At 65.3% G+C, this 13,674-nt stretch carries 13 protein-coding genes; 4 read left to right on the top strand and 9 right to left on the bottom strand.

Annotation, left to right across the window (positions count from 1 at the left end):
• Positions 1-70: 70 nt before the first annotated feature.
• From RZV17_RS10815 to RZV17_RS10825, 3 genes are read right to left on the bottom strand one after another with little or no spacing between them, the layout of a single operon-like run.
• On the bottom strand, positions 71-1,144 hold the full coding sequence (locus tag RZV17_RS10815) for a class III poly(R)-hydroxyalkanoic acid synthase subunit PhaC (protein ID WP_355603282.1): 1,074 nt from the start codon (positions 1,142-1,144) through the stop codon (positions 71-73).
• Positions 1,141-2,364 (bottom strand): class III poly(R)-hydroxyalkanoic acid synthase subunit PhaE, encoded by a 1,224-nt coding sequence (gene phaE / locus RZV17_RS10820; protein ID WP_355603285.1) that lies wholly within the window; start codon positions 2,362-2,364, stop codon positions 1,141-1,143. Before phaE ends, RZV17_RS10815 begins: the two co-directional genes overlap by 4 nt.
• Before the next feature lie 55 nt (positions 2,365-2,419).
• Complete coding sequence (locus RZV17_RS10825) at positions 2,420-3,034, bottom strand: phosphatidylcholine/phosphatidylserine synthase (RefSeq protein ID WP_039409759.1); 615 nt, start codon at positions 3,032-3,034, stop codon at positions 2,420-2,422.
• Between the two features lie 128 nt (positions 3,035-3,162).
• On the opposite strand from RZV17_RS10825, the gene RZV17_RS10830 reads away from it, so the two are divergent.
• Entirely contained in the window at positions 3,163-3,921 is a 759-nt protein-coding gene (locus tag RZV17_RS10830; protein WP_355603288.1) for a 3-hydroxybutyrate dehydrogenase, read from the top strand.
• Between the two features lie 356 nt (positions 3,922-4,277).
• On the opposite strand, the gene RZV17_RS10835 is transcribed toward RZV17_RS10830, so the two are convergent.
• The 3 genes from RZV17_RS10835 to RZV17_RS10845 all read right to left on the bottom strand — a co-directional run bounded on the left by RZV17_RS10835 (position 4,278) and on the right by RZV17_RS10845 (position 6,529).
• Positions 4,278-4,766, bottom strand: coding sequence for an 8-oxo-dGTP diphosphatase (locus RZV17_RS10835; protein ID WP_039409691.1), 489 nt, complete (start codon positions 4,764-4,766; stop codon positions 4,278-4,280).
• A 230-nt stretch (positions 4,767-4,996) separates the two neighbouring features.
• Entirely contained in the window at positions 4,997-5,506 is a 510-nt protein-coding gene (locus RZV17_RS10840; protein WP_123137235.1) for a DUF1249 domain-containing protein, read from the bottom strand.
• A 201-nt stretch (positions 5,507-5,707) separates the two neighbouring features.
• Positions 5,708-6,529, bottom strand: coding sequence for a pyruvate, water dikinase regulatory protein (locus RZV17_RS10845; RefSeq protein WP_047694908.1), 822 nt, complete (start codon positions 6,527-6,529; stop codon positions 5,708-5,710).
• Between the two features lie 142 nt (positions 6,530-6,671).
• Here RZV17_RS10845 and ppsA point away from each other — a divergent pair, with 142 nt between their 5' ends.
• Positions 6,672-9,050 (top strand): phosphoenolpyruvate synthase, encoded by a 2,379-nt coding sequence (ppsA, locus tag RZV17_RS10850; RefSeq protein WP_355603292.1) that lies wholly within the window; start codon positions 6,672-6,674, stop codon positions 9,048-9,050.
• Entirely contained in the window at positions 9,050-10,015 is a 966-nt protein-coding gene (locus RZV17_RS10855; protein WP_355603295.1) for a mechanosensitive ion channel domain-containing protein, read from the top strand. The genes ppsA and RZV17_RS10855 overlap by 1 nt, the downstream gene beginning before the upstream one ends.
• A 159-nt stretch (positions 10,016-10,174) precedes the next feature.
• Here the strand turns inward: RZV17_RS10855 and orn are convergent, their stop codons facing one another.
• From orn to mntR, 3 genes are all read right to left on the bottom strand, one after another.
• Entirely contained in the window at positions 10,175-10,759 is a 585-nt protein-coding gene (orn, locus tag RZV17_RS10860; RefSeq protein ID WP_039564095.1) for an oligoribonuclease, read from the bottom strand.
• A gap of 71 nt (positions 10,760-10,830) precedes the next feature.
• Positions 10,831-11,286 (bottom strand): tRNA adenosine(34) deaminase TadA, encoded by a 456-nt coding sequence (tadA, locus tag RZV17_RS10865; RefSeq protein WP_052077038.1) that lies wholly within the window; start codon positions 11,284-11,286, stop codon positions 10,831-10,833.
• Positions 11,287-11,354: 68 nt separating this feature from the next.
• Positions 11,355-11,822 carry a manganese-binding transcriptional regulator MntR gene (gene mntR / locus RZV17_RS10870; protein WP_039409702.1) on the bottom strand — a complete coding sequence of 156 codons (468 nt, stop codon included), beginning with the start codon at positions 11,820-11,822 and terminating at the stop codon, positions 11,355-11,357.
• 143 nt (positions 11,823-11,965) lie between these two features.
• Here mntR and RZV17_RS10875 point away from each other — a divergent pair, with 143 nt between their 5' ends.
• Entirely contained in the window at positions 11,966-13,300 is a 1,335-nt protein-coding gene (locus RZV17_RS10875) for an Nramp family divalent metal transporter (RefSeq protein ID WP_355603299.1), read from the top strand.
• Positions 13,301-13,674 lie beyond the last annotated feature (374 nt).

The following is a 13,674-nucleotide window of genomic DNA, read 5'->3' on the forward strand; positions in this document are numbered from 1 at the left end:
ACACCGACGACAGCGAACCGTGACGGCGTTTCAGGACGATCCACACCCGGCCATTGCAACCGCCCGTCCGTCAGCGGTCGTCGCGGGCCTGCAGCCAGCGATGGATGGCCACCGGTACCTCGCGCTGCGCACGCCCGGACACATAGATGCCGATATGCCCGCCGCGAAAACTCAGCTCGCTGTAATCCTGGCTTCCCACCAGCCCGCGCAACGCACGCGAGGCGTCGGGCGGCACCAGATGATCATGCTCGGCGTAGATGTTGAGAACCGGCATGTCCACGTCCTGCAGATCCACCGCCTGCCCGCCGATGGCCACCTGCCCGGTCACCAGCCCATTACGTTGATAGAACAAGGTGACGAACTCGCGGAACGCCTCGCCGGCAAGATCGGGCGAGTCGAAGATCCATTTTTCCATGCGCAGGAAATCTTCCAGCGCCTGCTTGTCGTCCAGAATGTCCAGCAGGCCGACATACTTCTGCAGATTGAGCCGGAACGGTTTGAGCATCAGGTAACTGGCGTTCATCAGATCCGCCGGCACGTTGCCCATGGTGTCGACGAACAGGTCCACATCGACCATGCGCGCCCAGTTGGACAGCATGTTGTCGGGAGTGTGGAAATCCACCGGCGTGACCATGGTGATCAGGTTGCGCACCTTGTGGCGTTGCAGCGCGGCATAGCACAGCGAGAACGTGCCGCCCTGGCAGATGCCGAGCACGTCGACCGCGTCCAGCCCCGCATACGCGCGCAGGTGGTCCACCGCGCCATCGATGTAACGCAGCAGATAGTCTTCGAGGGTGAGGTAGCGCTCGGAGCGGTCCGGGTAGCCCCAGTCCAGCACATAGACATCCTGGCCGTGGCTCAGCAGCCCCTTGACCAGCGATCGGTCGGCCTGCAAGTCCACCATGTAGGGCCGGTTGACCAGCGCATACACGATCAGCAGCGGCGTCCTGGCCACCGGTGCCTGATCGCCGACGAAGCGGTACAGCACCACCTTGCCGTCGCGCCAGATCTCTTCGCGCTCGGTGACTCCGTAGTCGACGTCTTCCACGCCGGGCAGCAACTTGAGGCCCTCGCGCAACTTGCGCTGCAGCGACAGGGTTTCCTGCATCAGGTCTTCGGCACTGAATCCCAACGGCCCTTTCATGCCTTGGCTCCACGTGACCTGCCTGCGGCCGGCTTGCGGACGGGCGAGGTAGCCGGTGTCGCTGTCGAGGTGGGTCTCGAGGCAGGCGTGGATGCAGGTTTTGCTGCAGCGGTCTTTTTCACTGCAGGCTTTGCCGACGATGCCGCCTTGGGGGCCGCCGCCCTTGCTGCAGACTGCTTGCCCGCGTCGGTCGATGCCGAACGCCCGGGCGCCGTTCCAGCATTGGGTGGCGCTGCACGCCTGGACGGTGCCGCAGCACCCGGATCGGCCGGCGTGGCCTGCGCAGGCTTGCCGGCGGGGCTGACGCCCACGCCGCTGCGTAGCATGCGCCGCACCACGCGTTCCAGGTCTGCGATGCGGCGGTGGGCGGCATCCATTTCCGAGCGCGTCGGCATCCCGAAGCGTTCGCTGAGCTGTTCGACTTCTTCCTGCAGGGCGGCGCGCAACCGCATATGCGCATTGGCAAACCCGCCGTACACCTGGCGAAACTGGTCCGACAGGGCCACATCGGCGTAGGACTCTTCGGCAGCCTCGATCCACAGATCGAACAAGGCGCGCGCACTGGTCAGCTGACTACCGCTGCTTTCGTGCTCGCCCAGCTTGCTGGTGAACCGGCTGAACGCCTGCTCGATTGCGGCCTTCAGCTGCTCGCCGTACGCCTGCGACTGCGCCTGATACTCCTGCTGCGCGCGGGCGAGCTTCTGCAGCCGGGCCTGATGATTGCGGTTGAGGCCAAACGCGGGCATGTCCAGCCACGGTGCATTTTCTTCGCGCCACTTGCCCACGGTCTGCGCAGCCTCCTGCAGCCACGGGTCGAAGCCGCCGGGGCTGCCGCCGCGCAGCGAGCCCAGCGTCCATTGCATCAATTGTTCGCCCTGCCCCTGCACGGCGCGCCGCCAGGCATCGGAGACTTCGTTGGCCGAGGTATCGCGGCCGGCAAACTGGGCGGCCACCTGCTGCATGGTGCCGAACCAGCCTCCGGCCTGGGTCCGGAAGCGGTCGATCGCCTCCTGCGCCTGCGGCGCGGCCTGGGTGGGCAACAACTGCGACCACCAGTCAACGGCCTTGCGCCAGTCCTGCGGGGCCTCGCCTGACGGGCCCGGCGGTGGCTGCGCCCCAGCGGCGGACTGACCGTGACGCATGGCATCTCCCCAGGCGCTCCAGTACTGGCGCGCCTTGTCCTCGAAGTTGCCGTTGTCCGAACCGCTGCTTGCCATCATCCCCTCCCGTGACCGTCCACCCAGCCATCCTACCGCGTGCGCCCGCGTGTGCCGGTCAGGGTTTGGGTATCCGCAAAGTCTTGCTGATCATCAGCGAGCCGGAGATGGCAAACAGCAGCACCAGCGGGTGGAACTGCCACGGCCCGAGTTGCCACTGCCCCCACCACAGGGTCTGGCCGATGTGCCCGCTGCTGGCGGCCACTGCAAGCAGGATCACCAGCACCAGGCTGGTCGGAATCGGCGTGCCTTCGAAGTACGGCACCTTGTCGGCGTCGCCGGCGATCTCTTCGGCGGTCACGTTGTAGCGTGCCAGCCGGCTGACCCCGCAGCACACGAAGTAGCTCAGCACCAGCCAGTCCCAACCGCCGCGCATGCCGCAGGCGTAACCGAGCGCTGCCGGCGCCACACCAAAGGAGATCACATCCGCCAGCGAATCCAGTTCGCGGCCCAGCGTGGAAGACGCCTTGCGCCAACGCGCGACATGCCCGTCGAGCGCGTCGAAGACGAACGCCAGCGGAATCAGCGCCATACCCAGCAGCAGATCGCCACGGTGGCCTTCCTGCAGGAAGCGCATTGCCGCAAACACCGCTCCGGTGCCACAGAAGGCGTTGGCCAGCGTGAACCAGTCCGCCAGTTGGAAATCGCGCAGCATCGAGAAATGGCGTTTCATGCGGAACCTGATCAGAACGAGGCGCAAAGGGTAACGCGCGCGCGCCAGGCAGGCGACCGTTTCGGCATCCTCCGCTAGGCTGACGACCAGCGTGGCCGCTCCGGCCACGCACTGCTCAAGGACACCCGATGCGCAGCATCCTGATCACCGGCGCGGGCAGCGGCATTGGCGCCGGCCTTGCCGCCCAACTGGCAACCGATGGCCACCACCTGCTGGTCAGCGACATGGACCATGCCGCCGCCACCCACGTCGCGCAGCAACTGCGCGATGCGGGCGGCTCGGCCGAGGCACTGGCGCTGGACGTCACCGACGATGACAGCATTGCGCAGGCCCTGGCGACGGCCTCCCGCGCGCCGCAGGTGCTGGTGAATAACGCCGGCCTGCAGCAGGTGGCTGCGCTGGAAGACTTCCCCATGCAGCGCTGGGCGCTGCTGGTGGACGTGATGCTGACCGGCGCTGCGCGACTCAGCCGTGCGGTGCTGCCCAGCATGCGTGCGGCCGGCTATGGCCGCATCGTCAACATCGGCAGCATCCATTCGCTGGTGGCCAGCCCCTACAAGAGCGCCTATGTGGCCGCCAAGCACGGCCTGGTCGGGCTGGCCAAGGTGATCGCGCTGGAGGCCGCCGACTGCGACATCACCGTCAACACGCTCTGCCCCAGCTATGTGCGCACGCCGCTGGTGGAGCGCCAGATTGCCGACCAGGCCCGCACCCGCGGCATCGCCGAAGATGCGGTGATCCGCGATGTGATGCTCAAGCCGATGCCCAAGGGCGCCTTCATTGAGTACGACGAGCTGGCCGGCACGGTGGCCTTCCTGATGTCGCATGCCGCGCGCAACATCACCGGGCAGTCGATCGCCATCGACGGCGGCTGGACGGCGCAATGAGCGAGCTGGCGAAACTTTCGCCAGCCAGCTCGACAACGTTGCAGCGCAAGGGCACCGGGCAGTTGTCCACAGACTTGCCCAGCCGTCATCCACAGGCGATGTGGAGAAGTGCACAACCGCATCGCGGGACCGACGTCGGTGTCGATGCCGGCAGCGTATCGTTGCAGCGGGCAATAGGGTTGTGCTCGCTGTAGCGGACGCGCGCGCTGGACTGACTGAAGCGCGCGCGCGGCGCTGCCAGGTGCAGTGCGTGCACGCGCGGTGCAGCAACTGGCTCGCTGCAGAGCGCTCGCCCGACTATGCATATGGACCAGCGCAGCAGGCGCCTGATCAGGCGCTGCGATCTCCCGCGCGCCTCAGACGCGCGAGTACGTCCACGATTGCATGCGTCCATCGCGGTAGGGCATGACGCCGTGAAACGGGCGCGGGTCGCCATCGAACACCAGCGGCAGGAAATGGCGGTCGCCTTCCCACATCGGCACCTGGTCCATCTGCGCGACCGGAATCCATTCCAGCGTGCCCTCCGGATTGGAGGTGTGCGGCGTGCCCTGGAAACTGCGGATCAGAAAGACGAAACCCAGCCAGTCCTCGCCCTGCTTGCCGAACCCGGGCCAGCTGATGGTGCCGCGCAGTTGCATGTCGCCACAGTCGACGCCGGCCTCTTCGCGGATCTCGCGACGCATGCAGGCCAGCACGTCCTCGTCCGGCTCCACCTTGCCACCCAGCCCGTTGTACTTGCCCAGATGCTGATCGCCGGGACGCGCATTGCGGTGGATCATCAGCACCTGCGTGCCGTCCGGCGACAGCAGGTAGCCAAGCGTGGCGACAATCGGGGTATAGGGCATGGCACGGAATCTGACACGAAGCGCAGCAGTATGACCGATGCAGTCAAGGCTCGCGCGACACGACCGGCCTGTGCAGGATGCTTGTGCACCGATTGTCGGTCTTGCAGGAAGACCGACGAAGCCACCCGGCGAACACACCGGTAACGCTCGAGGCCGCCACGTTGCACAACCGTGCAAGCCTCGCCAACTGCGGCACACCGGGCTCGCAAGCCACGCCAGCGTTTCGCGTCTTAGCCGACAGCGGCCTGCGAACCGGGCCGCGGCGGCGCAACGTAATCGGTATCGAGCTGCAGCGTGGCGACACCGTGACCGCGTTCGGCCAGGTACTCCAGCCATTTGCCCAGGAAGGTGTTCATGCGCATGCGATGGCTGATCAGCTCGGCCGGCGGCGGAAACATTCCCATGACGTCCTGCCAGCGACGGCCGACGTAGCAATGCGTGGTCTCGGCCTGGCGCGCATCGCGGTACAGACGCACGTAGGCAGACGGGTCGGGCTCGCCGGTGACCGGGTCGCACAGGTCGTAGGTCAGCCGCAGTTCGACGGTGTAGCGATGGCACTCGATCACATCCAGGCGCAAATCCAGGCCGTCGCCGATCGAGGACACATACGACCCGGGTGCCAGATCGCCGGGTGCGAACAGACGGGTCAGGTGCTGGAAGTTTTCTGCATACAACCCCATCAGCCAGCCAAACCGGCTCAGGCGGGGGATGATTTCGAGTTTGCTCAATGCTTGGGCCATGCACCGATCCTACACGCTGCGCTGCCGCACGGGCAGCATTGACGAGGGCCCGATCGCAGGCCTACCTTGGCGAGGCGCTGCCCCGCCCGCTTGATTTCCGCTGGGTTGCCGGCAAGCCGGCCGCCGCGCCGCCGATACGTCCGCAGCGTGAACGCGACGCTTGCTTGCCCACTCCCGAATCCCGCCCTACCAATCCCGGCCTCAGAACATCTCGCGCTGCAGCCCCAGTGTGGACAGCACCTTGCTGGAGATTTCCTCGATCGAGGTATTGGTGGTGCTCAACGAAGGAATGCGTTCCATCTGGAACATCCGCTCGGCAATGGCCACCTCGCGGCGACAGGTTTCAGCCGCGCTGTAGCGCGAATTGGCGCGACGTTCCTGGCGGATCTGCTGCAGACGCTCCGGATCGATGGTCAGACCGAACAACTTGCTGCGGTAATTACGCAAGCGCGGCGGTAGCCGTTCGTTCTCCAGGTCTTCTTCGGTCAACGGATAGTTGGCGGCGCGGATACCGTAATGCAAGGCCAGGTAGATGCAGGTCGGCGTCTTGCCCGCACGCGACACCGCCACCAGGATCACGTCGGCCTCGTCGTAATTGAGCGCAATGCCGTCGTCATGGCTGAGGGCGAAGTTCATCGCATTGATGCGGCGGTGATAGGTCTCGAAATCCACCATGCCGTGTGCACGCCCGACACGCGAATGGCGCGGCGCATTGAGCTCGCGCTCAAGCGGCTCGATGAAGGGCGCAAATACGTCCAGCATCAACGCCCCGCTCTCGGCCAGGATCATGCTCAACTGTGGATCGACGCACGAATTGACGACCACTGGACGCACCTGGTACCGCTCCCCGGCCGCGCGCACCCGCATCGCGGCGTCGCGCGCTTTTTCTGCATCATCAATGAACGACATGCGGTCGGTGACGAAGTTGAATCCGCTGAACTGGGTGAGCAGGCTGTGCCCAATCGTTTCAGCGGTGATACCGGTTCCATCGGAGACGTAAAACACCGGCCGGATTGTTGACATCAAGACCACCTCTTTGAACTGGCGTCCAAAACTTACGGGTTCATGCTTGTGCAGATTCCGCTGTGCACTGCATCATAGCGGCTTCTTCCTACGGACGCGGCCATCCAGCCCGCTCGGGCGATGGCCATACGGAGCATCGCGCTTGAACGAGAATATCCTGTGGTTGCATGAGCTACGCCTGGCCGATCTGGCCCGCGTAGGCGGTAAAAATTCCTCGCTCGGCGAGATGATCGGCAACCTGGCCGGGCTGGGCGTGTCGGTTCCGGGTGGATATGCGACCACCGCCGAAGCTTTCAAGGACTTCATCGCACACAACGACCTGTCCAAGCGCATTTTCGACAAGCTCGAAACGCTAGATGTCGAGGACGTCAATGCCCTGACCGTGGCCGGCAAGGAAATCCGTGGCTGGGTGATCGACGCCCCGCTGCAGCCGGAGCTGGACCGCGACATCCGCACTGCCTACGACAAGCTGTGCGCCGAAAACGGTGGCGGCGAAGTGGCCGTGGCCGTGCGTTCGTCGGCCACCGCCGAAGATCTGCCGGACGCCTCGTTCGCCGGCCAGCAGGAAACCTTCCTCAACGTGACCGGCGCCGACGATGTGGTGCACAAGGTCAAGGAAGTGTTCGCCTCGCTCTATAACGATCGTGCAATCGCCTACCGCGTGCATCACGGTTTCAAGCACGAGGACGTGTTCCTGTCGGCAGGTGTGCAGTTGATGGTGCGCTCGGGCGTGGGTTCGTCGGGCGTGCTGTTCACGCTGGACACCGAATCCGGCTTCCGCGACGTGGTGTTCGTCACCTCCAGCTTCGGCCTGGGCGAGATGGTCGTGCAGGGCGCGGTCAATCCGGACGAATTCTACGTCTACAAGCCCACGCTCACGGCCGGCAAGCCGGCGATCCTGCGTCGCTCGCTGGGCAGCAAGGCCATTCGCATGGTGTATTCGGATGTGCCGGGCGAACGCGTGCGTATCGAAGACACGCCGGTAGAGCTGCGCAGCACCTTCTCGATCAGCGACGAGGACGTGCAGGAACTGTCCAAGCAGGCGCTGGTCATCGAAAAGCATTACGGCCGCCCGATGGATATCGAGTGGGCCAAGGACGGTGTCAGCGGCAAGCTGTTCATCGTGCAGGCGCGCCCGGAAACGGTGAAGTCGCGCAGCCACGCCACCCAGATCGAGCGCTTCTCGCTGGAGGCCAAGGACGCCAAGATCCTGGTCGAAGGCCGCGCAGTCGGTGCCAAGATCGGTAGCGGCGTCGCACGTGTGGTGCGCTCGCTGGAAGACATGAATCGGGTCCAGGCCGGCGACGTGTTGATCGCCGACATGACCGACCCCGATTGGGAGCCGGTGATGAAGCGCGCCTCGGCGATCGTGACCAACCGTGGCGGGCGCACCTGCCATGCGGCGATCATCGCGCGCGAACTCGGCGTGCCGGCGGTGGTCGGCTCGGGCAACGCCACCGAGGTCATCAGCGACGGCCAGCCAGTGACCGTGAGCTGCGCCGAAGGCGATACCGGCTTCATCTACGACGGAGAGCTGGCGTTCGAGCGCACCACCACCGATCTGGGCAACATGCCGCCTGCCCCGCTCAAGATCATGATGAACGTGGCCAACCCGGAGCGCGCCTTCGACTTCGGCCAGTTGCCCAACGCCGGCATCGGCCTGGCGCGTCTGGAGATGATCATTGCCGCGCATATCGGCATCCACCCGAACGCGCTGCTGGAGTACGACAAGCAGGACGCCGATGTCCGCAAGAAGATCGACGCCAAGATCGCCGGCTACGGCGACCCGGTGAGCTTCTACGTCAACCGTCTTGCCGAGGGCATCGCCACCCTCACCGCCTCGGTGGCACCGAATACGGTGATCGTGCGTTTGTCGGACTTCAAGTCCAACGAGTACGCCAACCTGATCGGCGGCTCGCGCTACGAACCGCATGAAGAGAACCCGATGATCGGCTTCCGTGGCGCAAGCCGCTATGTCGATCCGTCCTTCACCAAGGCGTTCGCGCTGGAGTGCAAGGCGGTGCTGAAGGTGCGCAACGAGATGGGCCTGAACAACCTCTGGGTGATGATCCCGTTCGTGCGTACGCTGGAAGAAGGCCGCAAGGTGATCGAGGTGCTGGAGCAGAACGGGCTCAAGCAGGGCGAGAACGGGCTGAAGATCATCATGATGTGCGAGTTGCCGTCCAACGCCCTGCTGGCCGACGAGTTCCTGGAGATCTTCGACGGCTTCTCGATCGGCTCCAACGACCTGACCCAGCTGACCCTGGGTCTGGATCGCGACTCGTCGATCGTGGCGCACCTGTTCGACGAGCGGAATCCGGCAGTCAAGAAGTTGCTCTCGATGGCCATCAAGTCGGCGCGCGCCAAGGGCAAATACGTCGGCATCTGCGGCCAGGGGCCGTCGGATCACCCGGAACTGGCGGAGTGGTTGATGCAGGAAGGCATCGAATCGGTGTCGTTGAACCCTGACACTGTGGTCGATACCTGGCTGCGGCTGGCCAAACTCAAGAGCGAGAGCTGATGGGGCTGTTTGGTGCATTGGTGGCAGCCGCTGCGGGAGCAGCGGCTGCCAAGCCGGCGGCGGTGAAGACTGCCGAACCGGCATTCAATTGGTCGACCATCCCGTGGGCGCAGTACGCCCTCAACTGGGGAGTCGCACTGCTGATCGTGGTGATCGGCATGTGGCTGGCCAGGCAGCTGAGCCAATGGCTGCATCGTGTTCTGAGCCGTGCCCGGGTCGAGATCACGCTGACCAACTTCCTGCGCAATGTCGTCTACGCATTGCTGCTGGTCCTGGTATTTGTCAGTGCACTGAGCCAGATCGGTGTGCCGCCGACCTCGTTGATTGCGGTGCTGGGTGCGGCCGGCCTGGCCGTGGGTCTGGCCTTGAAGGACTCGCTGTCCAATATCGCCGCCGGGGTCATGCTGATCGTGTTGCGGCCGATGCGCGACGGCGACCATGTCTTCATTGCGGGCCAGGAAGGCATTGTCGACGAGATCCGGATCTTCCAGACCCGGGTGCGCTCGTTCGATGAGCGCATGATCACCCTGCCCAACAGCACGATCACCACCGCACCCATCATCAACTACAGCACCCTGCCCAACCGGCGTCTCGAGGTGACTGTTGGCGTGGGCTATGAAGACGATCTGAAAAAGGCCCAGCAGCTATTGCTGCAGATCGCCAAGGACAATCCCAACATCCTGGAATCGCCCGCGCCGTTCGTGCAGGTGACCAATCTGGGCGAGAGCACGGTGGATCTGATGTTGTTTGCCTACGCCACCAACGGCAACTTCGGCGCGGCCAAGAGCACCACGCTGGAGCAGATCCGCAACCAGCTGCTGGAAAATGGACTCAGCATTCCGTATCCGCAACGCGATCTGCATGTGTATCACCACGACGCCGACGGCAAGCCGATCTCGGAGCTGCTGCTCAAGGGCGTCACCGACGATGGCGACCTGACCAAGGGGCCACCGCTGGCACGCTGAGCCAGCTATTTACGGCGAACAAAAGGCCGCATCGGAAGATGCGGCCTTTGTTGTTTTCGACGGGCATTACGGGTGCATGCGTTCTCACGAAAGCGCGCACAGATGCTGACATCCTCCGATCGCATCAGGCCCGGGCTTCCGCTGCAGCTGCAGGGCCGATCAGCCCTGCACGCCTGCCTCGGTGTCGCCACCCAGTGCGCCCATGAACTGGCGATAGTGGCGCAGCTCGTCGATGGAATCGCGGACGTCGCTCAGTGCGGTATGCGCCGAGCTCTTGGCAAACCCGTTGGCCACCGTCGGCGCCCAGCGACGCGCCAGCTCCTTGATGGTGGAGACGTCCAGGTTGCGATAGTGGAAGTAGCGCTCCAGCCGCGACATCTGGCGGTGCAGGAAGCGGCGATCCTGGCAGATCGAATTGCCGCACATCGGCGAAGCGCCGGCACGGATCCACTCGCTCAGGAATGCCACGGTCTGCGCTTCCGCCTGCGCATGGGTGACCTGGCTGTCCAGCACGCGTTGCCACAGTCCCGAGCGCCGATGCTGGTTGCGGTTCCACTCATCCATCGCCTCCAGGGTTTCCAGCGGATGGGCAATGGCCAGTTCCGGCCCTTCGGCAAGCACGTTCAACTGCGCATCGGTCACGATGGTGGCGATCTCGATGATGGAATCGCGGTCGGTATCCAGGCCGGTCATCTCCAGATCGATCCAGATCAGTCGGTCGTTGCCTGCAAGGGTGTCTGCCATATCGCGGTCCTGTGGAGAGCCGTCGCCGGCCGGATGCTGGAAAGGGCGCGCATCATACCGCGGCAAGCCGCTCACGGCAGCAGCGGCGGCTTGCCGCGCTTGGCGCGGAAATAATTGGTCAGGCGCAGACTGGCGTCGGCCGCCAGCACCCCGCCGCTGACCTGCACACGGTGGTTGTGGCGCGGGTCGGCAAGCAGGTCGAACACGCTGCCGCAGGCGCCGGTCTTGGGGTCGCTTGCCGCGAACACCACGCGCGCGATGCGCGCATGGATCATGGCCATGGCACACATCGCACATGGCTCCAGGGTGACATAGAGCGTGCAGCCGATCAGGCGGTGATTGGCCAGCCGGCGGCCGCCCTCGCGCATGGCCATGATCTCGGCGTGCGCGCTGGGATCGTGACTGGCGATGTTGTAGTTCCAGCCTTCGCCCAGCAGTGTGCCGGCTGCATCGACCAGCACCGCCCCTACCGGAATCTCGTCATAGTCGCGCTCGGCACGCTCGGCCAGGCGCAAGGCGTGCTGCATCCAACGCGTGTCGAGCGCCGCCTGGGACGCATCGAGCGCTGCACCGGCCGGTGCGTCGGCCGACGCGTTCACGCGGCCGGGCCGCCCTGGCGGTCCAGAAACGCGGCAAAGGCCGCCACGGTGGCCTCGCTGACATGGTGCTCGATGCCCTCGGCATCGCGGCGGGCGGTGGCCTCGTCGATGCCAAGGGCAAGCAGGAAGCGTTCGACGATCTGGTGCCGCTGGCGACTGGACGCGGCCAATGCCTCGCCCGCCGGGGTCAGGAAGACGCCACGATACGGCCGCTGCACCACCCAGCCATCGCGCACCAGGCGCTTGAGCATCTTGGCCACGGTGGGTTGGGCCACGCCCAGGCGCGCGGCGATATCGACCTGGCGCGCCTCGCCGCCGTCCACCAGCAGGTCGGAGATCAGCTCCACGTAGTCCTCGACCAGCTCGGCGCGGCGCGCTTCGCGCACCTGGCGGAAGCTCTCCATATGCACCTGCGCATCGATCAGGGACGGCGTGGCCGCCTCCAGCTTTTCGCTCTTGCCCACCCTTGTCCTCGTCATCCCGTCCGGCCTCGCTGCCGGGGTGCCTAGTTTGAGGCACGCGGCCGATCAATACGATTGGGTTTGCCAATGCTCAACAGCATAGCACTTGCTATATCATCCCATTGACCGCCCTTTATCTGCCGCGCATGTCCACCGATACCCCCGCGTCTGTCCGCTTGCCCGCCGCGTCCACTGGTGGGTTGGGAGATCACCACGCCAGCGTGGCCGTCCCTGGCGGTGGCCACTGGTGGTTCCGGCTGCTGGCGTTCCTGGGACCGGGCTACATGGTGTCGGTGGGGTACATGGACCCGGGCAACTGGGCCACCGACCTGGCCGGCGGTTCGCAGTTCGGCTACCTGCTGCTGTCGGTGATCCTGCTGTCCAACATCATGGCCATCGTGCTGCAGGGCCTGTCGGCGCGGCTGGGGATTGCCACCGGCCTGGACCTGGCGCAGGCCTGCCGGGCGCGCTACCCGCGCGGCGTGAACCTGGCCTTGTGGGGACTGTGCGAGCTGGCGATCATCGCCTGCGATCTAGCCGAAGTGATCGGCACGGCGATCGCGTTGAAGCTGCTGTTCGGCATCCCGCTGACGCTGGGCGCGATCATCACCGCAGTGGATGTGGTGCTGGTGCTGCTGTTGATGCACCGGGGCTTCCGTGCGCTGGAAGCATTCGTGATGGCCCTGCTGCTGATCATCTTCGTGTGTTTCGGCATCCAGATCGCGCTGGCGGCCCCGCCGATTGCCGCGGTGCTGGGCGGCTTCATTCCGCACGCGCGCGTGGTCACCGACCCGCAGGCGCTGTACCTGGCGATCGGCATCATCGGGGCGACCGTAATGCCGCATAACCTGTATCTGCATTCCTCCATCGTGCAGACACGTGCGTACCCGCGTACCGATGACGGACGGCGCTCGGCACTGCGCTGGGCGGTCACCGACAGCACGGTGGCGCTGATGTTCGCATTGTTCATCAATGCCTCGATCCTGATCCTGGCCGCAGCGGTGTTTCATGCGCAAGGCCGCACCGACGTGCAGGAGATCGAACAGGCGCACGCGCTGCTGGCACCGATGCTGGGCGTGGGCTTAGCCTCGACCCTGTTCGCAGTCGCCCTGCTCGCCTCTGGCGTCAACTCCACCGTGACCGCGACCCTGGCCGGGCAGATCGTGATGGAAGGCTTCCTGCAACTGCGGCTGCCGCCATGGCTGCGCCGGTTGCTGACCCGCGGTATCGCCATCGTGCCGGTGGTGGTGGTGACCTGGTTGTACGGCGAAGCCGGCACGGCGCGGCTGCTGGTGCTGAGCCAGGTGGTGCTGTCGATGCAACTGCCGTTTGCGGTGATCCCCCTGGTGCGCTTCGTCGCCGACCGCCGACTGATGGGCGCGCTGGTGGCGCCGGCGTGGCTGGTGCGCGTGGCCTGGCTGATTGCCGCAGTGATCGTGGCCTTGAACGGCAAGCTGCTGTGGGACACCGCGCTGCACTGAGGGTCGCGTGCGGGCTACGCTTTTCGACATCGCATCCATGCGCTCCGCGCGCGTGCGCACGACGCAGCCCATCGATTGATCGCCGGGCAGAAGCGCCCCGTTTGCACTCCTGCGCGCTGACGGGCAGGCCCTGCCACGTGCAGTGAGCGACGCGCACGCCTGCAGACGTCCAGAGCAGCAGAGCGCACGCAGATGCAATCTGCAACGGCCTTGCAAGCGGTCTACTGCGCAGATGCACCGGCATGTCCGTGACTGCGCCGCACCCAATGGCGTGGGCACGCGCCGCATGGGATGCACTGCGCCATGCGACCGCCGGGCTGCATGCCCTCGCCCACAGGAGTTTCTATGGATCCGTTCGAGGCGCACCCGGCCGA

The organism is Xanthomonas cannabis, assembly GCF_040616535.1.
GTDB lineage: Bacteria > Pseudomonadota > Gammaproteobacteria > Xanthomonadales > Xanthomonadaceae > Xanthomonas > Xanthomonas cannabis.